The sequence below is a fragment of the Protofrankia sp. Cj3 genome, assembly GCF_917627355.1.
GTDB lineage: Bacteria > Actinomycetota > Actinomycetes > Frankiales > Frankiaceae > Protofrankia.
In genome coordinates, this window is record NZ_CAKJTR010000020.1 from 12,418 (window position 1) to 32,544 (window position 20,127).

The following is a 20,127-nucleotide window of genomic DNA, read 5'->3' on the forward strand; positions in this document are numbered from 1 at the left end:
GCTGAAGCATCGCTCGCGTCCAGCGAGGTGACACCCGCGGTTGTCGAGGTGCCGTCCGTGGCCGCGGGCTCCACTGTCGAGCGTGATCAGCTGTCCTCCACGGTGACGCTGCTGTCCACCACCGCGTCCACCACCGCGTCCACGCCGGGCACCAACGGTGCCGGTCCCGCTGAGGCCGCTGCCGACTTCAGCCGCGATGATCCCGCAAACGGTGATTCCGGGAACAGCCCTGTCGGGGGCGGCCAGAATGAGGTGTTCACGGAGGACGGCCAGGTTCTCGTGTCGGCGCATCCCATCGCGTCGGTGTCACGCAGACGGTGGTGGCGGCGCTTTCGGACGCGCCACGGTGGTTGATCATAAAAACATGACCAGTACAGTCGGCTCGGCGGGAGTTGAACCGCGATGCTGATTGCCATCGTGATGATGGCCAGTGCCTGACCGGGCGCTACCGGACGTTCCTGGTGCCGTTCCTGCCCGCGTGCAATTTTTGATCTTGGAGGGGTGGCGCGCGGAATCCCGGGAAGCGCAATAACGTCTGAGGCAACCAGCGATCACGAGGGAGAGTAATGCCCATACGAGCGAAGTCGCTCGTCGTCACAGCCGCACTGTCCGTCCTTGTGCTTGCGGCCTGCGGAAGCAGGGTGAGTAACCAGGGCACGCCGCCCAGCGGCCCGTCCCAGGGGGGCGGCGCGAACACCGCGTCGGACACCGGTGTGACCGCGAACGACATCAAGGTCGGTGCCATTGTCGGTCTGACGAGCCCACTGGGGCCGACGACGTTCTCCGGTTCCCTGTACGGGGCCAAGGCGTACTTCGACGCGCTCAACGCGGCCGGTGGGGTGAACGGCCGCAAAGTGACGTTCGTCCAGTGCGATGACCATGGCAGCGGGCCGGACAACGCGGCGTGCGTCCGCAAGCTCGTCGACGATGAGAAGGTCTTCGCGTTGGCCGGGGTGGCGGCGTTCAACTATGACGGGGCGCCGTACCTCAACTCCAAAGGCGTACCGGACATCGCTGGCCAGCCGATCGGTAATGCCTACGACCAGTATCCGCACCTTTACTCTCTTTATGGCAGTTATTACCCGCGCGACGGCGGTCGGCCCGGCTATGGCGGCACGCTCTATGCGGGCACGGAGAACTACCGGTGGCTCAAGGAGAACCTGAACACCAAGACCGCGGGCGTCGTGTACTACAACGTCGCGCCTTCCCAGCGCTATGCGAAGTCGGTGGCTGACGGCCTGCGCCAGGAAGGGTACACGGTCATCGAAAAAGAGATCAACCTCGGGCTTCCGAACTTCGACGCCGCCGTGCTGGACATGAAGTCACGCGGGGTTGATGTGATCTTTGACGCGATGGAGGACACCGGTAACCTGTCCCTGTGCAAGTCCATGCAGGCGCAGGGGCTCACGGTCAAGGCGAAGGTGACCACGAGCCAGGGGTGGACCGACACCTTCGGCAAGACCTTTGCGGACGCGCCAGGCTGCCGGAGCGCCACCTACGCGATCAGCTCGACCCGTAACTACAACGACACGAGCTATCCGGCCGTGGCGAAGTTCCGCGAGGCGATGGCGAAGTACGAGCCCGCGCGCGAGGGCCAGCTGAACATGTGGACGTTTGAGGGCTATGTGTCCGCCGCCTGGCTCACCGATGCGATGAGGTCCTGCGGCGTCAATCTCACCCGCGGATGTGTCGAAAGCTTCATGAACCGACCGCAGGACTACACCGGTGACGGTTTGCTTGCCCCGCGCAATTTCACCAAGATTCCGGCTCCGCCGGCTACTGATCACAATTGCATTGAGGTCGCCAAGTGGGAGGACTCAGCGAACGGCGGAAAGGGCGCTTGGGCGACTCAGGGCAAAGGTTTGGATACTAATTGTTTCGACGTCCCGAACCTGCCCTACCCCGCTGAGTAGTTCGCGCGGCTGGGGGGCCAACGGCCGCGCGGTGATTGTTTTCGCGCGGCGGGGGAGGTCCGCGCCCTCGGGCTCGATCGGTGGGCAGCCATCGGGACCCGGTCTGACCCGTTACCGAACCACTACGGAACGCTACGAACCGGTCCGGAACGGGTCAGACCGGGTCAGACTGGGTCCGCGGACACGCTCGGTTTCAGCTCGGCGGGATCGCCGACGAACGAACACTCGCCGCGGTGCAGCACATAGACGACGTCGGCGAGGTTCAGAGCTTCTTCGGTGTACTGGTCGGCGAGGACGACCGTCGTCCCACCGACGGCCACCGTCGAGAGCCACGCGAACAGTTCGCTCGCCACCTTCGGCGACAGGCCGAGCGACAGCTCGTCGACGAGCAGCACCTTGGGCTGGGCCAGCAGGACACGGGCCAGCGCCAGCATGCGCCGTTCCCCGCCGGACAGCGTCCCGGCCCGCTGGCTCAGCCGGTTGGGCTCACCGAGGCGAGGGAAGGCCGCCAGCGCGGGTGAGATGTCCCGGCGGCCCATTGCCTCCACGATGACCCGAAGATTCTCCTCGACGGTGAGGCTGGCGAACACCGCCCGTTCATCCGGCACAAGCATGAGGCCCGCTCGGGCGCGGTCCAGCGCGGACATCTTGGTGATTTTCTTGCCGCGCCAGGTCAGCGATCCTGACCGAAGCGGTAACAGGCCGGCGAGCACCCGTAGCGTGCTGCTCTTACCGGCTCCGTTGACCCCGAGCAACGCGGTGACCTTGCCGGCCGGAACGGTCAGGTCGAGACCGTGCAGGACCTCGATGGTGCGGTAGCCGGCCCGTGCTCCCGTGAGTATCAGTTCGGCACTCATGCCAGCGGCCCCTGGGCAAGGTAGACGGACCGGACGGTCGGGTCGTCACGGACGGCAGCTGGCGCGCCCTCGGCTACGATGCTGCCGCCGACCATCGCGTACACCTGGTCGGTGACGGAGAAGACCAGCTCGACATCGTGGTCGACCAGCAGGACGCCGACCCCTTCGGCGGCGACCCGGCGCAACAGCGCGGACAGCCGCTCGGTTTCCTGCCCGTCGAGGCCGCTCGCCGGCTCGTCCAGCAGCAGGACATCGGGACGGGCGCACAACGCACGCGCCAGCTCGACCAGGCGCAGCGCGCCCGTGGACAGCGTTCCCGCGGTCACGTCGGCGATGCCCGTGAGACCGAGCGAGTCCAGCGTACGGGTTGCCATGCGCTGGGCCCTGGCGGCGCCGCGCGGCGTCAGCCCGAACAGCCCGCCCGCGTAGTCGCGGCGCCTGTTCTCAGCGCCGACCAGGAGGTTGTCCATGACGGTCATGCTGGAGAACAGCGACGGGACCTGGAAGGTCTGAACCAGGCCGCGGCGGGCGCGGGCATCCGGGGGCATCCGGGTGATGTTTCGGCCGCCGAGTGAGACCGTGCCTTTGTCGGGTTTTTCCACGCCGGTGAGCAGGCTGAACAGTGTTGACTTGCCGGCGCCGTTCGGCCCGATCAGCCCGGTGACTTTGCCTGGCGCAACGGTGATGTCGACCTTGTTGACCGCGATGAGCCCGCCGTAGCCGCGGACGAGCCCGTGGCCGCTGAGTTCAGCCCGGCTCACCGCGTCCTCCTCGCGCCGGTCACAGGTGCCAGGCGCGTACCCTCCCGCACCCAGGCGACGAGGGCCTGCCCGAACGGGGACAACGCGGGTGCGTTCTGAGGTGCCGGGTACCGGTGTCCCGCGGGCGTCACGGCGGCGGTGGCCACCTTGCTGGACGGCACGACTGACAGCACACCTGACGGTGGAACTGACAGGATCGGCTGACGCCCGGTTGGGGTGAGCGGGGTTCCGGCGGCATAGGGAAGATCTTCGGCGAGGCGGCCGCTCAGGAACGTGATGACACCCCGGACGGCGGAGGCGAGCCCACCCGGCAGCCAGCCCAGGGTGAGCGCGAGGATGCCGACCGCGAGGGTGGATGAACCGGCCGGGGCCAGCGTGTCGATGGTGACGATGAAGCCAGCCGCGACGACGGCACCGGCGGCGCTGTCCGCGCCGAAGACGACGACCGCGGTGAACCACAGCAGGCTGTTGAGCGGGGAGAACGTTTCAGGATCGAAAGAGGATGAGCCGAGCATCAGCAGAGCGCCGCCGAGCCCGGCCACGACAGAGGAGACGGTGAAGGACAGCAACTTGAGGTTGCGGACGTCGACGCCGACCGCGGCCGCGCCCTCGGTGTGGTCACGCACTGCCAGCAGCGCCCTGCCCAGCCGTCCCTCATGCAGGTTGCGGACCACGAGCAGGCCGAGCCCGAGACAGAGCAGCTCCACGACGTAGAACCAGCGGTCGGATAACGTACGGTGGGCAACGGACAATGGCGTGACGTGCAGCCTGGCGACGAACGTCTGCTGCTGGAACACGAAGCGGGACACGACCGCTCCGACCGCGAACGTCGTGAGCGCCAGGGTGAGGCCCCGCCGCCGGATCGCGGGGTACCCGGTGAGCAGACCGACCGGGGCGACCAGCAGCGCGCCCAGCAGCAGGGCGGCCGGGCCGGGCAGGGCCGGCAGCCCGAACAGCGCGCCGGCGGCCAGCTTGGCGGACAGCAGCGCCCCGAGCCCGGCGTAGCCGGCGACGCCCAGGGAGACCTGGCCGCTGTAGCCGGTGACGATCACCAAGGACAGGAAGATCAGCGCAAGGGCCGGCACGGTGAAGGCGTTACGCAGGTCCGGGGGAGCGAAGGTGAGGGGAGCCAGGAGCAGCGCCGCGCCGCCCAGCTTCCCGAGCACGTCGCGGCGCTGATCGGCAGGGCCGGGTGGGCCCGACGGCGGCGCGCCGCGGCTGGAGAAGCGGCCGGTGGAGCCGGCGTCCCCGCCGAGCTCACGCAAGCGGGGGACCACCAGCAGCAGAATGAGCAGCGCGGCCACGAACAGGTTGGACTGCACGGCGAGAAACAGCGCGGCGAATCTGCCGGTCACCTGGAACTGGCTCAGCTCGCTTTGCAGGATGCCGATGGCCAGCGCGGTTATGACCGCACCCGGCATGCTGGCCAGGCGGGCGGCGACGACCACCGCGAACGTTTCCAGGACCAGCAGCGTGAGCCCGTACGGAGTGAGCTGTAGCCGCGGAGCCAGCAGGATGCCGGTGAACCCGGCGAGGGTGGTGCCGACGGCCCATCCGGCGGCCGCGACCCGGTCGGCCGGAATCGCCGAAAGCTCGGCGAGCTGGCGGTCGTCCACCACGGCCCGGACCTGTCTGCCGAACCGGGTACGGGTCGTGATGACCCCGAGGACAACACACACGGTGACGACCAGAGCCAGCTCGGCGAGCGCGTCCACGCTAATCCGGTTGTTACCCGGCAGCCGGATCGCGCGGGCCGGGAACAGGCTTGGCGCGTCTGGGCGGGAACCCAGCCCCCAGATGCCGGCGGTCATCCCGACGGTGAGGACCAGCACGCCCAAACTCGCCACCAGGGATTCGGCCGCGGAGGCACGCCGGCGGGCGAGCGGGCGAAAGACGAAGCGCTCGAGCAACAGGCCGATCACCGGAGAGATCACCGCGAGCGAGAGCAGCGCCGACGCCCAGATGGGCAGCTCCCATTCCACGACCATTTCGCGAAAGACGTAGGCGACCAGCGCCGCGATACCACCTTGAGCGATGTTGAGGACACCGTTGGTCCGATAGGTGACAAGCAGGCCGATACCGGAAAGAGCGGCGATTGCCCCGATGGAAATTCCGGCAAATGCCAGGTTGATGCTTGTCACCGTCAATCCTCCCGCCGCGGCCGCGGGGGCTGGCCCGGCCGTCTCACGTGATGATCTTTGGTTCACAGATGGTGCAGGCCGTCAGGCCGCGTGTCGCGATCTGGTCGGAATCCACCGGCTGCGCGGGTTTCCCGACAATCATTTCGCAGGTACGACGGTGGTAGGTCCGCCCCGCGGGCACCGCGAAGAGGCCTTCGTCGTCGTAGCTGGCCGGGGCTGTGCCGCTGGCGGGGGGCGCCGGAGCGCTGGTGGGCGGGACAAAGCCGGCGCTGGCCGCGGTGACGATAAGCCGGTGCAGCTCGTCCACCTGATGGTCTGTCCGGCGATCGTTCTTCGAGACGGCGTCGATCTGGTCGGCTACCAGCAGCGCGCACCCGAGCAGGACGAGCGCGAGCCCGCCGAGCCCACCGGAGGCGAAGTAGGGGAGCTGACGCCCGGGGTCGGTCTCCGCGGAGACACCCAGGTAGCAACCGAACAGAAGCACACCGCCCGCGACTGCCACAACCCAGCCGCGCACCGCGCGTACCACGTCGACGACCACCCGAGACGTCGGCCGAGGGCGCTGCCCGCCCGCAGGTTGTCTGTCCACCCTGTGTCTCCCCCAGAATGCGCCGCGGCTGCGACAGCAGCCGATTGTCCGACACGCGTCGGTTCCGGCGCAGCTGACCGGTCCCGATCAGCGTTAAGTCAGATTAGTGCCAGGCATCGATGCGTGCTGCGTTGACTTCGCCGAGGGTTTTTTGTGATGGATGGTTGGCTATGCGGTGACATCGACTATCCGCTGGATAGATGATCGTAAATCTTACGACGATTCCGTCGGCCGGCAGGGCGGATGGCGACGCCCGGCCGGCTGGGAATCGGTATTGCGGCATGATTCATGACGCATCCATACGCATCCATCCATATCGCCGATGTCGTCCACATCATAGCTGTTTCCGCCGCCTCGCCAGGGCCGGTGGGCGTAGCCGCCCTGGCCGATCACTGAACGGATGTGCGCGGGGCTGTGTGGTCCCATGCGTCGGCGACGATCCGGTCGATTGTCGAGCGGGTTGGGCGCCATGTCAGTTTCGCCCGGATGCGGCGACTGTCGGCAACCAGCATGGGCGGTTCGGCCGCGGGGGGCCGGCGCACCTGCCGTACGGTACGGCCGGTGACGCGTTCGACCGCCGCGAGTACCTCCGCGACGCTGACGCCAGCGCCTGTGCCGACGTTGAAGATTTCGCTGTGGCCAGGCGGCACGGCGTCCAGGGCCGCAAGATAGGCATCGGCCATGTCGGCGACGTGCACGTACTCGCGGATCACCGCGCCGTCCCCGTTGACGCCGAAGACATCGGACGTGCCCGCCGCCACCGCCAGCGCCGCTGGAATGATCCGGCTCCGGTCGTTGTCCGCGTGCCCGCCCGCGGCGCCCGCGATGTTGAAGGAGCGCAGCACCACCGCGCCGATCCGGCCGGTCGCGGCCTGGTGGGTGACGATCTGCTCGGCGGAAATTTTGGAGGCACCGTATGCGTTTGTCGGTGCCGGCGGCTGGGTCTCGGGGATGGGCTGGGTCTCGGGTGTGCCGTAGACCGCGCAGCTTGAGCCCAGGACGACGATCGGCGCGATGTCGCTGATCTGGGTGCCGCGCTCGAGCAGGCTCAGCAGGTTCACGGTGCCTGTCACGTTCACCGCGAAGTACCGCAGCGGGTCGCTCTGTGACTCGCGCACCCGGGTCAGGGCGGCGAGGTGACAGACCGCGTCGAACCCACGGTCGATGCCTGCCGCCGCGAGTGTGTGGATCTCCAGCAGGTCGGCTTTGACGATCTCTATGCCCGGGGTCAGCCGGGCCGGGGGCGGCTCGTTGCGAACGAGGGCGGTGACCTGATGGCCAGCCGCGGCGAGGGTGTCCGCGACGACTCCGCCCACAAAACCGGCCGCACCGGTCACGAGAACACGCATGGCTCTGGCGCGCTCAGAGGGTGGCCCGCATACGCAGCCCCGGAAGCAGCGTTCCGCGGTGGCGCCATGCGAGATCCAGACAGGCCGCGGCCGAGGGAGCGAGTGGTTCCTGCTCGATCAGCCGGCGGACGGTCGCCGCCGTGAACGGAATGCCGTCGCAGGCCCGCTGGTTCGGTCCCGTCGTGACCACGGATCCTTCGGCGTTCATCGCTACCATCCCGCTGAACAACGTGTCGAACACATCAGCGTCTATGACCACGACAGTCAGGATCTCGCCGAAGAGCGTCAGCGCGTCGAGGCCCACGCCGAAACACCACACGCGGACACGTCCGGACCGGCGGGCCTGTTCCAGCGAGCGGAAGGGCTCGCTGCCGTCATAGTCGATCAACGAGGAGCTGCTGCCGTCGTGCTCGGCGTTACCGAGAAGCTCTTCGCTCAGCTCACGCATGATGTTGCGCCATAGGTTGAAGTCCGTCCGGTGGTGGGAAGCGGAGATTCCTGACGGCTGGAACACCCCGGCCGGCAGGATATGGTAAACACCGCCGGCGGTGGCGACCGAACCGGCACTGCGCCGGTGCAGTACGAAGCTGGCTCGGGTTTTGTCGTAACGGATGGTCAGCGTGTTGATGGAGGGTAACGCGACCCGCCGTTCCAGATCGAACGGGTCCCCGATCCGGCGCCGGAAGGGCAGCGCCGGCCAGGACAGGCCGCCGTCGATCATTGCCGCGGCGGCCTCATGCGCCACCGACTCACACACATCAAGGGCATCAAAGTAGGTGGTGTGCCCGAAGGACAGCTTCGGGTGGCCGTTACTCCCGGCGCGGACGGCCTCCAGGAGCCGGAAGCTCAGGCGGTTCTCGAAAAGAGTGGGCCGGTCGAGGTCACGCATGGCTCGGGCGTAGGTCCCGAAGGCGGACCCGTCGCCAGTGAGCGGGCGGACGTGTTCGGTATCGGTACCCGTGCCCGAGATGGTGGGCGGGTGTGTCGCATCCGACCATTCCAGCCCGACGTCGGCGATGTCGATGGGCGCGTCCCACATCCAGCCGGGCCCGGTCAGCAGGCCGTTACCGAGCCGGTAGGCCTCGGGATAGAGTTGGGCGGCGGCACGGGCCAGGCGGATCCGGTGGTGGTTGAGGTGGTCGCGTGTCAGCCGCCAGGTGCGCTGGCTCGCCGCGACCCGCTCGGCGAGGGGGTCCACGGTTGTGCTGCTGTCCCTGCGGAGGTCGGCGAGGGAGCCCGCGGCCAGCCCCACGTCCTCGGGCGACAGGGAGAGCCTGCGGGCGATGTGGCGGAGTGTGGAGATGTCGTGGATGGCGCGCCGGCCGCTTTCGACCTTCGAGACATAGGACTGGTCGAAGCCGAGCCGTTCGGCAAGCTGCTGCTGGGTGAGTCCGTAGGTCTGCCGGTATGAACGGAGGAGCAGCCCCACGCCGACGGGACGCGATGCCTGGTGCGGGGGCATCCACAGCCATGGTTGACCAGTCACCCGCGATCCTTTCGTCCTGTTTTGGGCTTGCTGGGAGTTAAGTATAACTAGTTAGATGACTGTCGGCGCATAGCTACAAAACGGTTGCTTTCGGTACAGGAAAGGCGTGCCTGTGCGTAAGAATAATGGCACGTTCCGCTTACGAACGTTCGAGTCATGTCGCGACGGGGGGAACCCGCTCAGCGGTTCACGGCGCCGTCGGCGAGATCGAAAAGAATGACCACTATGATCAATAGGAAGATCCAGCGCAGGAGGCCCAACCGGCTCCAGAGCTCGCCGGCGAGGCTCCGCCCAGCCCGGCCGGCGAAGAACAGCAGCGCGCACAGTGCTCCGCCGACGAGCACGAGGAATATTCCGGCGTTGCTGGGATCCACGCTGACAACGATCTCATGTGAGTTGTCACCGGACGAGGCGCCCGGTGCTGTGCGCCCGGCGTTGTGAAGCTGGTGCTGTGAAGCTGGTGCTGTTGCCGGTCTCCTGGTCACACGGTCCGGCGCAGCAGCGGGGGATGCAGGGCGGTGGCCGAGCCCCGCCGGTACAACTCGGCGGGGCGTCCCCCGCCACGTGGCGCGGCTCGGGCGCCCACCGGTACCACGAAGCCTGTTGTTGACAGGACCTTGCGGCGGAAGTTGGGGGGATCCAGCGGGGCTCCCCAGGCCGCCTCATAGACGCGACGCAGGTCAGCCAGGGTGAACGGTTCCTCGCAGAAGGCCGCCGCGAGCGGGGTGTACTCCAGTTTGCTGCGGGCCCGCTCCATGCCGTCAGCGACGATCGCCGGATGGTCGAAGGCGAGGGTCGGGCCGTCCGCTGAGCCCAGATCCTCCACCGGCCACCAGCGGGCTCGCGGCCCGTCGCGATCGGCTCCCGGCGGAGGGGGCAGGTTCGGCAGCAACGCGAGGTAGGCCACACTGACGACCCGGGCCCGGGGATCGCGGTCCGGGCGTCCGTAGGTCCGTAGCTGCTCAAGATGGCCCGAAGCGGCGACTCCGGTTTCCTCGGTGAGCTGGCGGCGGGCTGAGGCGTCAAGGTCCTCGTCCACCCGGACGAGGCCACCGGGCAACGCCCAGTCGTCCTGGAACGGCGGAGACGCGCGCTGCGTGACCAGCACACAGAGCTGACCGGCCCGCAGGGTGAGCAGGACGACGTCCACACTCACCGCGATCGCTGGCCCGGGGAACACCTCCGCCGCGCCGCGCGCGGGTGGCTGTGCTCCCGCCGGCCGCCCGGTTGCCGCCTCAGCTCCCGCTTGCCCGGTCAGGTCGGACGCGCGGTCATCACCGTCGCCCAACGGGCGTCCCGACGGTGATGACCGGCAGGCACGGTCCGCCGAAGGCGATGGAGCGGGCGTCCGCCGGCAGGCTCGCCACGGTCGCCTCGTGGTGCGCGCGCGCCGCCAGCAGCCCGTTCGCGTTGGTCCGTGCCGTGTCCAGGACCGTTCCGCCGCGCACCAGCGGTAGGAGCAGTCCCCGGTCCAGGTCGGTTTCGCGCGGGCCGCTCCCAGGTGTGCCGAGCCTGGCCGATCCGTCGCTGTTGGGGCCGGCGGACCCGGTGGTGTCGATTGTGATCACATCCGCCACCGCGACCCCGTTCCGGTCGTGGCGGCGGCTTACCCGCTTGCGCCATCCCTTGGTGCTCTTACCAGCTGACATCTTGGCGACGCCGGTCCCGTCCACCTCGACGATTTTGTAGACGAACCCGGCGGTGGGCGCTCCCGAACCGGTGACGAGCTTCGTACCGATGCCGTAACCGTCGACCGGCGCGTGCGAAAGCCTGGAGATGACGTGTTCGTCCAGATCGCCGGTCGCGATGATGCGGGTGCTCTGCGCGCCGAGCGAGTCCAGCTGCGCTCGGGCGGCCCAGGCCGCGGGGCCGAGATCGCCGCTGTCCAGGCGGATCGCGCCGAGCCCCGGGCCGGCTGTGTCCACCGCGGTCGCGATCGCTGACGGCACGTCGTAGGTGTCGACAAGCAGCGTCGTGTCAATGCCGAGCGAGGCGATCTGGGCGGCGAACGCCACCTGCTCGGACGGGTGGACGAGGGTGAACGCGTGCGCGGCCGTCCCGCTGCTCGGGATGTCCCACCGCCGGGCCGCTTCCAGGTTCGAGGTGGCGGTGAACCCGACCAGGTAGGCGGCCCTGGCCGCGGCAACGGCGGCCTGCTCATGGGCACGGCGTGAACCCATGTCGATGCAGGGCCGTCCCGCCGCCGCGGCGACCATCCGCGCACCCGCGCCGGCGATCGCGCTGTCGTGGTTGAGCACGGACAGCACCAGCGTCTCCAGCAGGACGCATTCAGCGAAGGTTCCTTCTACGACCAGCACCGGGGTGTTCGGCATGAACGGCTCGCCCTCGGCGAGGCCGTGGATGTCCCCGCCGAACCGGTACGCGGCCAGATAGTCGGTGGTGGCTGCGTCCACGATCCCGGCGCGGCGTAGGAAGGTGAGCTCATCGGGGCCGAAGCGGAACGTCTCAAGGGCCTCCAGGAGACGTCCGGTGCCGGCGACCACACCGAACCGGCGGCCGGCTGGCAGCGCCCGGGTGAACACCTCGAAGACCACCCGGCGCGATGCCGCTCCAGACCATAACGCGGCCTGCAGCATCGTCAACTCGTAGTGGTCGGTCAGCAGAGCCGTCGATGTCTGCCCGGTGGGGCGCATGGACGGCGGTGTGGACGTGGCCATTCCGACCAGAGTAGGGACCTTGGCCGATAGGCGCTCGTGGTCCGGGGGCGGGCCAGCCCGCTCCGCTGTTCCCGGGGCCGTGACGAGGTGCGGTGAGAGGCGCCGGGAGAGAGGCCGGGAGAGAGGCCGGGAGAGGCCGGGGAAGGGCTACGATCGCGCGTCCTTCGGTTGGTAGGAGCGGGCGCGGCGCTGCTGGCGTGATCGCTGGTAGGCGGTGGGGAACGGCAGCACATCGGCCGAGTGGGGGGTGGTCAGCCGGCCGGCGTCCCGCAGCAGCGCCGTGATTTCCTCGGCTGGGCAGGGCGGCCTGATGAACCGCCCCTGAGCAAGATCACAGCCGAGAACGGTCAGGGCGTTCATCGTGTCGAGATCTTCGACACCCTCGGCGACAACCAGCAGCCCGAGGTCGTGGGCCAGATTGATGGTCGCGCGCACGATCGCGGCGTTGTCAGGGTTGTCGGTGAGGTTGCCGGTGAACGACTGGTCGATTTTCACCTCGTGCGGATCGAACTGCCTCAGCACGTTGAGGGCGCTGTAGCCGGTGCCGAAGTCGTCCACGGCGAGGCGCACGCCGAGATCGCGGAGCGCGGCAAAGGAGTGGGCGGTTGTCGCCGAATCCATGACGACCGCTCTCTCGGTGACTTCCAGCGTGAGCGCTGAGGCCGGCACGCTGTTGGCGAGCAGAAGCTGCGCGATCTCGGTGGCGAGATCCGCTTCCAGCAGGTTACGCGCGAACAGGTTTACCGAAAGACGGATGGTGGCGCTGCCCGCGCGCCACCGTCCGCATGCGGACAACGCCTCCCCCAGCACAGCGCGGGTGAAGTCGCCGATGAGCCCGGACTGCTCCACCGCGCCGATGAAGGTCGCGGGAGTGAGCAGGCCGCGGGTCCGGTGCCGCCAGCGCGCGAGGGCCTCGACCGCGACGATACGGCCGCTGCCGAGGTCGATCTGTGGCTGGTAGTGCAGGGATATGTCGCCTTCGGCGAGCGCGCCGTGCAGGTCCGCCACCAGCTCCATGTGCGCCAGCGTGGAGGAGTCCTCGTCGGCCCGGTACCGGCGGTAGCCGCTGTGCGCTCGCTTCGCCTGGTACATCGCGACATCCGCGCGGCGCAGGAGCTCGTCGACGGTCCGGCCGTCCTCGGGAAAGCAGGCGACGCCGACGGACGCCTCCACCGAGAGCAGCATTCCCTCGAAGCTGACCGGACGGGCCAGCGCCTTGGCGATGGTGGCCGCGACGGTGTCGGCGGCTTCGGCGTCGCGGATGCCGGCCAGCAGCACGGCGAACTCGTCGCCGCCCACCCGCGTCACCAGATCGCCCGCGCGGACGGCGCGCTGGAGCCGGTCGGCGATACCGCGCAGCAGACGGTCACCGGCATCGTGCCCGAGGGTGTCGTTGACCTCTCTGAACCGATCGAGGTCGACCAGCAGTAGAGCGAACCGGGGGCCGGCCGCGGTGGTGCCCGCGATCGCTTCGGCGGTGCGCCGTTGCAGCATCCGCCGATTGCCGAGCCCGGTGAGCGCGTCATGGCAGGCCTGCTCGTGGGCTTCGGCGTACGTACTGGCGTTGGCGACAGCCAGCGCGACGAGGTTCGCGAACGCGGCGAGGACGGCCTGTTCGTGCTCCTGCCAGATCGTCGGCTCGCCAAAGCGCAGCCTCAGCACGCCGACCTGCCCGGTGGGTCCGGACAGCGCGATCGTCACGTCATCCACCCGCCGGTGCCGGTCGGCCCGTTGCGGTGGTGGCGCTACCGCGGTCGAGTCGACCGTCAGCTCGACACCGTCCGGTTGGAAGATCTCGTAGGCGATCCGGCTGGCCGCGGTCTCGATGGTCCCTCCGTCGAGTACGGCGAGATCCTTGGCCGCGGCGTTGAGCTGGCGCCAGCGGTCCCGCTGCCGAGACGAGTTCACGTGCATCCGATAGACCATGACCAGGCTGGCCAGTACCGGTGGGAGGACGACCAGGGTGACCGGGCTCGTGTACGCGAGCGCGACGCTCCCACAGCCGACCACGATCCCACCGGCGGCGATCACCGTGCTGATGCCCGTGGTCTCGCGAAGCGTCCGGCGCAGGGGCATGCCCTGAGCCGTGGAGATCACCAGCGAGACCGACAGGCTGGTCCACAGGCAGAAGGCCAGGCCGGCCGCGGCGGCGAGCACGACGGTCGTCGCGCCGAGATGTCCGGCATGCCCGCCCTGGAGCCACAGGACGCCCGCGGCCACCGCCACCCCGATCGTGGCGCTGGCTCCGTTGAACAGCACCTTCACCGGCGGCCTGCCGAGGACGGCGTGCACGGCCGGGACGATGGCCGCGGTGATCACAATCAGGTCCTGGGCGGGCAGCAGGGCCAGCCCGATCACGACAGCGGCCTCACTGAGATCATGGTCGCCGGTGTGATGCCCGTAGCGGACGTGCAGCAGCGGTACCGGGCCGATCATGAGGCAGCCGACCCCGAGGGCCATTCGCCACCACGCAACGGGTTCAGGCACGGTCAGCAGGTGCGCCAGCGAGATTGCGGTGACACCGGCCGCGGCGCCGGTGACTAGGATGAGGATCAGATGATACTGGGACGGCAGAAACCGTGAGCGTGCGCCGACGGCCATGTGGGCTCCCGTCCTGCCTGTCGGGCTGTGACCGGGCCGCCGGGGCCCTGCGCCACCGCGCGGTGCCGTTTCCGGTATTTTCCGGGTTTCACACTGTGGACATCCTTCACTACTCCCCGATTGTGTACCACCCCTCGGGCCCAGGTGGGCTGACGCCGCTGTCGTTGGCATCGATATGCCCGGATGCGCCCGGGCCCGGGGTGGACGTGGCCTGTGGTGGCTCTCAGCCCCAGCTGACTCCTGCGTTCACGGCAGCTTCTCCTTTCTGGTGCGGCGTGATAAACGGAATTGCCGAAATATGCGCGGATTTATCCAGAAGAAAAGTTGTGCGAGGCTCGCGGCATTTCATGCCGAGGCCTGGTCGCCGGGTGGAGATGGGTCGCGCCTCGTCGTTTTCGGCGAGTGCGGAAGCGCATGGGGCGGGGTCGGGCCAGGTTCTTTGGAGCGCCCGGCAACAGGGCACAGATCAAGGAGCGGGATTGAGGTGCGTGCATCATGCGGCGGTAGGGGGCGCCACCCTGGTGGGTGGCGACTGACGAGCTGGGGTACCCGTGTATTGCGCGGCGATGGATGGGAAGCGATGGCGCGAGGCGCGTGCCCTGGCCCCGCGATGTCGCGTCCCTGTTGCTGGTCGCTGTTAATCAGGTTTTTCTTTTCTGTGGCTGCCGTGGCGAGCTGTGACCAAGGATGCAGGCAAATCGGGACCCAATACAACTAAACATACTATTTTGGTTAACTATTGCCACGGTATGGGTGTATTTGCTGCCCGAGCGGTACGCTCCCAGCAAGGCTTCCCCGCCGTGATCGCAGGATGGGCGACAGCTCGCGTGTTTTTCTCGGTGCGTGGCGCGATCGATCGCGAGTGCGGGTTTGCCGGCCATGAGAGCTCTCGTGGGGCATCCACCGTGACCCGCGGAACGGCGGGTGGCACAGGTCGGGCGGAAGACGGATCGTCGGCGCGTCACAATAGGGGTCGTGCCACTTGCTACCGTCGCACCCGAGGACATCTCAGAGGTTGACGAGACCGCCGAGGACGATCGGCCCTGGGTCACGATCGTCTGGAATGATCCGGTCAACCTGATGTCGTATGTGACTTACGTCTTCCAGAAGCTGTTCGGTTTCAGCCGGGACAAGGCCAAGGCCCTGATGCTCGACGTGCACCACAAGGGACGGGCCACCGTGTCGTCCGGTACCCGGGAGGAGATGGAACGCGACGCCACCCGCCTGCATGCTTATGGCCTGTGGGCCACGATCGCGCAGGACTAGGGCGTGTCTGGGAGTTGTTCGCCGGCCGCGCCGGGTGCCGGGCTGGCCCGAGCCGGGCTGGTTTGGCGTGGGGATGGGTAGGCTCGGGACTGCCGGTCCGGATGGAGCACGGTGAGCCCGGAGCCAGACCGCCCGTTTCCCGGACGGCGCGTCTTCCGGCTGCCGCGTCTTTCCACTGGCGCAGCAGCTGCCGGGCGGACCCTGCGCGCGCCCGCGACGGGGTTCGGTCGAGCAATGGCGATCTTGGGCGGGAGAACGTGTCCAACGGCTTCAGTCGTACCAAAGACGGCATCCAGGTAGTCCTCGGTCCGCTCGAGGCGACCCTGTTGATCGATTTGATCGGTCAGATCGACGCGCTGTTGGAACCACCGCCGGTGGACGACCCGCTGGAGGCGATCGTCGGGTTGCGCGCTGTCGCGCCACCGCCGCCGGACGATCCGGCGGTGGCGCGGCTCCTGCCCGACGCCTATCCCGACGATCCTGATGCCGGGGCCGACTACCGCAGGCGGACATCGGACGATCTCCGTGCGGGTAAGCGCGCCGCCGCGCGCCGGGTGCTGGCCAGTGTCCCCGCGACCGGCGGGCGGACCCTGCTCGATGATGATCAGATCCAGGACTGGCTGGTCACCCTCAATGATCTGCGACTGGTGTTCGGCACCCGGCTCAACCTGGTCGACGATGCCTCCGCCGACGCTCTCTACACGGTCGAGAGTGACGATCCACGCAGACCTGTGGTCGAGCTGTACCTGTTCCTCGGTGACATGCAGAACCAGCTTGTGCATGCGCTGTTGTGAAGCGGGGCGGGTCCTGCGCGCCATGTCGCTCTGACGGGCATCCCGCCGTGGATGCCACTCGTCGTACGGTGGGCCCGTGCTGCGTATCGAACGAGCAGTCTATGAGGCCATCGTCGCCCACGCCCGGCGAGACCACCCCGACGAGGCCTGCGGGATTGTGGCGGGGCCGGCCGGTTCGGACCGGCCGGAGCGTTTCGTGGCGATGCGAAACGCGGAGCGGTCGCCCACGTTCTACCGGTTCGACTCCATCGAGCAGCTTAAGGTCTGGCGTGTGATGGACGACCGGGACGAAGAGCCAGTGGTGATCTATCATTCACATACCGCAACCGAGGCGTACCCCTCCCGGACGGACATCTCGCTGGCCTCGGAACCGAACGCCCATTATGTTCTCGCGTCCACCCGTGATCCCGAGCACACCGAGGTCCGGTCGTATCGCATCGTCGACGGAGCCGTCACAGAGGAACCCGTGGAAATCGTCTGAGGCATGCGACGCGCTGGGTGGCTGGCGTGCTCCCCGGCGCGGCGGCGGGCCAGCCGTGCCCGCGCGCGGCGGCCCCGGGCGAACCGGCCGGGATCCTGGTACCCCTCCCGTCGGTTCCCCGCGTGGCTGTCACACCGATGCGGATGTCTGTTGTTGTGGTATCGGGCGCGTCGCCCCAGCGGAGATGATGAAGAACTCGGCCGTGTCCGGCGGCGCCGAGCGACACTGAGCAACATCGTGTAACACCGAGAGGAGCACCAATGGCAATCCAGGTCCGCGTTCCGACGATCCTGCGCAGCTACACGGGTGGGTCCAAGGTCGTCGAGGGCGCTGGTGGCACCCTCGACGCGCTGTTCACCGACATCGACAGCCGTTTCCCGGGTCTGCGAGGCCGGCTCGTCTCCGCGGATGGCGGTGGTGAGCTGCATCGCTTCGTGAACATCTACGTCAACGATGAGGACGTCCGTTTCCTCGGCGGTCTCGACGCAAAGATCACCGATGGTGACAGCATAACCATCCTGCCCGCCGTCGCCGGGGGCTCCACCGATGATCGAGCCGCCTTTGGCCGACTAGCAGGCAGGTAGGTCAGCGGAACCGATGCGTTTCGACTCTTTGGTGGACTCGGTCGGCCGCACCCCGCTGGTGGGTCTGCCGAGGCTGTCACCGTCACCGGACGTCCGCCTGTGGGCCAAGCTGGAACAGGACAACCCGACCGGTTCCATCAAGGACCGCGCGGCCCTATGGATGATCATGGATGGTGAGAAGCGCGGCATCCTCGCGTCCGGCGCGACCGTCCTCGAGCCGACCTCGGGCAACACCGGTATCTCGCTGGCTATGGTCTGTCGCCAGCGTGGCTACCGACTGATCTGTGTGATGCCCGAGAACACCTCTGTCGAGCGGCGCCAGCTGCTCGCCATGTGGGGTGCCGAGATCGTCTACTCACCCGCGGCCGGCGGCTCGAACGAGGCCGTCGCCGTGGCCAAGCGGCTGGCGGCCGAACATCCCGAGTGGGTGATGCTTTACCAGTACGGCAATCCGGCGAACGCGCAGGCGCATTATGAGACGACCGGGCCGGAGCTTCTCGAAGATCTCCCGACCATCACCCACTTTGTCGCGGGTCTCGGCACCACCGGGACGCTGATGGGCACCGGACGTTTCCTCGGCGAACGAGTACCTGGTATCCGGATCATCGCCGCGGAACCCCGGTACGGCGAGATTGTCTACGGTCTCCGTAACATTGATGAAGGATTCATTCCCGAGCTTTACGACGAGAGTGTGCTTACTACCCGTATATCCGTGGGCCCAAAAGAGTCACTGCGTCGGACTCGGGAGCTGGTCGAGATGGAAGGGATCTTCGCTGGGATCTCGACTGGATGCATCCTGCATGCGGCCCTGATCGAGGCCGAGAAGTGTGTGCGGGCCGGGCAGCGTGCCGATATCGCCATCATCGTCTGTGACGGTGGCTGGAAGTACCTGTCCACCGGCGCCTACGCGGGCACCCTGGAGGAGGCGGAGGCGGCGTTGGAGGGCCAGCTCTGGGCATGATCGGAAGATGTGCGGGCGTACCGGCCCAGCGATCCGATGTGGTAATGGTCACGATTTTCTGTCCGGTGGCCCGGGAGCCGTTGGGATGCCTACGCGGATCGGGGTGTCCAAAATTCGACAGGGGTATCGTGACCACTGCCACAGGGTGAAAACAGGATTTCGGGCTTAGTCTGATCGCTCATGAGCGGCGCGCCCATCGGGGTATTCGACAGCGCGGGCGACGGCCACGTCGGTGTGCGGGCGATGCTCGATCAGCTTCCGCCCGGCTCCACCGGTCGTCCCGCCGCTGGCATGCGGCTCGGTCCCAGCGGATCACGGCTGTCGGCCGAGCCAGGCCGGCGGGCCGACGGTCCCGCGGCCGCGGCCAGGCGGTGCGGCGGGGGACCCGGTGACATCCGGCCGATTGAGGTGACCCCTCGTATGGCCGTTGCGGGCGCCGGTGGTGCCCGTGCGCATGCCTCCCCAACCAGGGCTGCCGCCCGGCGTATGGGCGTGACCCGCCCCGCTTTCATGGACGTGATCGAACGTGGTGATACGGACAGCCGACAGTTGCCGGAACTGACCAGGGCTTATCTGGCGCCATTTCAGGAAGTCGATGTGGACACAATAATCCCGGGTTGCACCCGTTATCCTTTGTTGACCGGCGTCATCGGCTTTTTTATGGGAGAGGGCGTCACATTGGCGAGCAGCAGGCAAGAAATCGTGCAGGGTCCCCGCCGGGAGCCGGCCCGGTTCGGTACGGCGGCGTGGCCCCGGCCCGTCGTGGCGGGAGCCCGGCCGGCGGGATCGGGGGTGACTCGATGAAGCTCACCGTGCTGGGATGTTCGGGCACCTATCCGGGGCCCCGGTCGGCGTGTTCGTCCTATCTGATCGAGTCCGGCGGCTTCCGGCTCGTGGTGGACGCCGGGAACGGGTCCATGGGCGAACTGCAGCGGCACTGCGACCTGCGGGACGTCGACGCGGTGCTCATTTCCCATCTGCATGGCGACCACTGCCTTGATCTTGTGGTGAATGCCTACGCCCGTCGTTACCATCCCGAGGGGATGCCCCCGAAGCTTCCGGTCTACGGGCCGATCAATACCCAGGAACGCCTGTGCGCGGCGTTCGAGCGTTGGCCCGATGATTCTCTGGCTGATATCTATGATTTTCGGACGATCAGTCCGGGGCGGTTGAACGTGGGTCCTTTCCGGATCGATCTGGAAAGGGTGTCGCATCCGGTTGAGGCCTTCGGCATGCGCTTGACAGCCGACGGGCGCTCGCTGACCTACTCGGGTGACACCAGCGCCTGCGATCAGCTTCTCCAGCTTGCCCGGGAGGCTGACCTGTTCCTGTGCGAGGCGGCCTACCTGGATGTCCAGGACAACCCGCCGGGCATTCACCTGTCGGGCCGCGAGGCGGGGGAGCACGCCACCAAGGCGGACGTCGGGCGCCTCGTGCTCACCCATCTCGTGCCCTGGGGCGACATGCAGCGTAGTCAGGAGGAGGCGGCGGGCACGTTCGACGGCCCGCTGAGCCTCGCTGAGACCGGCGCCGTCTACGAGATCTAGCCGTCAGGGAGCCGCGTCCAGGTGGTTGCTGGCACGGCCGCGGGCCACACCGATACCGGATGAGGTGTATCGGTGTGGCCGAGAACGCGGCCAGGGGCCGCTTGGGCGCGGCGGGCCGG

Annotated in this window: 18 protein-coding genes and 1 pseudogene; 9 read left to right on the plus strand and 10 right to left on the minus strand. The window is 67.9% G+C overall.

Features of this window, described 5'->3' with window-relative positions; genetic code table 11:
- Both MJ783_RS04550 and MJ783_RS04555 read left to right on the plus strand, forming a co-directional pair.
- A pseudogene (locus tag MJ783_RS04550) lies at positions 1–354 on the plus strand (hypothetical protein); the annotation flags it as partial.
- Positions 355–572: 218 nt separating this feature from the next.
- Positions 573–1,913 (plus strand): ABC transporter substrate-binding protein, encoded by a 1,341-nt coding sequence (locus MJ783_RS04555; RefSeq protein ID WP_239308686.1) that lies wholly within the window; start codon positions 573–575, stop codon positions 1,911–1,913.
- 164 nt (positions 1,914–2,077) lie between these two features.
- Here the strand turns inward: MJ783_RS04555 and MJ783_RS04560 are convergent, their stop codons facing one another.
- The 10 genes from MJ783_RS04560 to MJ783_RS04605 form a co-directional block, all read right to left on the minus strand.
- Positions 2,078–2,770, minus strand: coding sequence for an ABC transporter ATP-binding protein (locus MJ783_RS04560; RefSeq protein WP_239308661.1), 693 nt, complete (start codon positions 2,768–2,770; stop codon positions 2,078–2,080).
- A complete protein-coding gene (locus tag MJ783_RS04565) occupies positions 2,767–3,531 on the minus strand; it encodes an ABC transporter ATP-binding protein (protein WP_239308662.1) in 765 nt (254 codons plus the stop codon). The genes MJ783_RS04560 and MJ783_RS04565 overlap by 4 nt, the downstream gene beginning before the upstream one ends.
- Positions 3,528–5,672, minus strand: a complete 2,145-nt coding sequence (locus MJ783_RS04570) for an ABC transporter permease (RefSeq protein WP_239308663.1) — start codon at positions 5,670–5,672, stop codon at positions 3,528–3,530. The genes MJ783_RS04565 and MJ783_RS04570 overlap by 4 nt, the downstream gene beginning before the upstream one ends.
- A 43-nt stretch (positions 5,673–5,715) precedes the next feature.
- Positions 5,716–6,261 (minus strand): hypothetical protein, encoded by a 546-nt coding sequence (locus MJ783_RS04575; protein ID WP_239308664.1) that lies wholly within the window; start codon positions 6,259–6,261, stop codon positions 5,716–5,718.
- 389 nt (positions 6,262–6,650) lie between these two features.
- Entirely contained in the window at positions 6,651–7,610 is a 960-nt protein-coding gene (locus tag MJ783_RS04580; protein WP_239308665.1) for an NAD-dependent epimerase/dehydratase family protein, read from the minus strand.
- Positions 7,611–7,623: 13 nt separating this feature from the next.
- Complete coding sequence (locus MJ783_RS04585) at positions 7,624–9,096, minus strand: helix-turn-helix domain-containing protein (RefSeq protein WP_239308666.1); 1,473 nt, start codon at positions 9,094–9,096, stop codon at positions 7,624–7,626.
- A gap of 179 nt (positions 9,097–9,275) precedes the next feature.
- Positions 9,276–9,470, minus strand: coding sequence for a hypothetical protein (locus MJ783_RS04590; RefSeq protein ID WP_239308667.1), 195 nt, complete (start codon positions 9,468–9,470; stop codon positions 9,276–9,278).
- Between the two features lie 107 nt (positions 9,471–9,577).
- Positions 9,578–10,276: an NUDIX domain-containing protein gene (locus MJ783_RS04595; protein ID WP_239308687.1), complete on the minus strand. Its 699-nt coding sequence runs from the start codon at positions 10,274–10,276 to the stop codon at positions 9,578–9,580.
- Between the two features lie 94 nt (positions 10,277–10,370).
- Positions 10,371–11,774, minus strand: coding sequence for a nicotinate phosphoribosyltransferase (locus MJ783_RS04600; protein WP_239308668.1), 1,404 nt, complete (start codon positions 11,772–11,774; stop codon positions 10,371–10,373).
- Between the two features lie 147 nt (positions 11,775–11,921).
- Complete coding sequence (locus tag MJ783_RS04605) at positions 11,922–14,375, minus strand: bifunctional diguanylate cyclase/phosphodiesterase (protein ID WP_239308669.1); 2,454 nt, start codon at positions 14,373–14,375, stop codon at positions 11,922–11,924.
- Positions 14,376–15,350: 975 nt separating this feature from the next.
- On the opposite strand from MJ783_RS04605, the gene clpS reads away from it, so the two are divergent.
- The 7 genes from clpS (at position 15,351) to MJ783_RS04640 (ending at position 20,008) form a co-directional block, all read left to right on the plus strand.
- Positions 15,351–15,641, plus strand: a complete 291-nt coding sequence (gene clpS, locus MJ783_RS04610; protein ID WP_239308670.1) for an ATP-dependent Clp protease adapter ClpS — start codon at positions 15,351–15,353, stop codon at positions 15,639–15,641.
- Positions 15,642–15,898: 257 nt separating this feature from the next.
- Complete coding sequence (locus MJ783_RS04615) at positions 15,899–16,435, plus strand: DUF2017 domain-containing protein (RefSeq protein WP_239308671.1); 537 nt, start codon at positions 15,899–15,901, stop codon at positions 16,433–16,435.
- 76 nt (positions 16,436–16,511) lie between these two features.
- Positions 16,512–16,916, plus strand: a complete 405-nt coding sequence (locus tag MJ783_RS04620; RefSeq protein WP_239308672.1) for a Mov34/MPN/PAD-1 family protein — start codon at positions 16,512–16,514, stop codon at positions 16,914–16,916.
- Positions 16,917–17,176: 260 nt separating this feature from the next.
- Positions 17,177–17,500 (plus strand): MoaD/ThiS family protein, encoded by a 324-nt coding sequence (locus tag MJ783_RS04625; protein WP_239308673.1) that lies wholly within the window; start codon positions 17,177–17,179, stop codon positions 17,498–17,500.
- Between the two features lie 13 nt (positions 17,501–17,513).
- Positions 17,514–18,461 (plus strand): PLP-dependent cysteine synthase family protein, encoded by a 948-nt coding sequence (locus tag MJ783_RS04630; protein WP_239308674.1) that lies wholly within the window; start codon positions 17,514–17,516, stop codon positions 18,459–18,461.
- A 180-nt stretch (positions 18,462–18,641) separates the two neighbouring features.
- On the plus strand, positions 18,642–19,265 hold the full coding sequence (locus MJ783_RS23540) for a hypothetical protein (RefSeq protein WP_370651441.1): 624 nt from the start codon (positions 18,642–18,644) through the stop codon (positions 19,263–19,265).
- A complete protein-coding gene (locus tag MJ783_RS04640) occupies positions 19,262–20,008 on the plus strand; it encodes an MBL fold metallo-hydrolase (RefSeq protein WP_239308675.1) in 747 nt (248 codons plus the stop codon). The genes MJ783_RS23540 and MJ783_RS04640 overlap by 4 nt, the downstream gene beginning before the upstream one ends.
- The last annotated feature ends 119 nt before the right edge of the window (positions 20,009–20,127 follow it).

Bases quoted from the DNA above. Each gene is read 5' to 3' on its own strand.
- MJ783_RS04560 (WP_239308661.1), bottom strand. From the start codon at position 2,770: ATGAGTGCCGAACTGATACTCACGGGAGCACGGGCCGGCTACCGCACC.
- MJ783_RS04580 (WP_239308665.1), bottom strand. From the start codon at position 7,610: ATGCGTGTTCTCGTGACCGGTGCGGCCGGTTTTGTGGGCGGAGTCGTC.
- MJ783_RS04600 (WP_239308668.1), bottom strand. From the start codon at position 11,774: ATGGCCACGTCCACACCGCCGTCCATGCGCCCCACCGGGCAGACATCG.
- MJ783_RS04605 (WP_239308669.1), bottom strand. From the start codon at position 14,375: ATGGCCGTCGGCGCACGCTCACGGTTTCTGCCGTCCCAGTATCATCTG.
- MJ783_RS04625 (WP_239308673.1), top strand. From the start codon at position 17,177: ATGGCAATCCAGGTCCGCGTTCCGACGATCCTGCGCAGCTACACGGGT.
- MJ783_RS04630 (WP_239308674.1), top strand. From the start codon at position 17,514: ATGCGTTTCGACTCTTTGGTGGACTCGGTCGGCCGCACCCCGCTGGTG.
- MJ783_RS23540 (WP_370651441.1), top strand. From the start codon at position 18,642: ATGAGCGGCGCGCCCATCGGGGTATTCGACAGCGCGGGCGACGGCCAC.
- MJ783_RS04640 (WP_239308675.1), top strand. From the start codon at position 19,262: ATGAAGCTCACCGTGCTGGGATGTTCGGGCACCTATCCGGGGCCCCGG.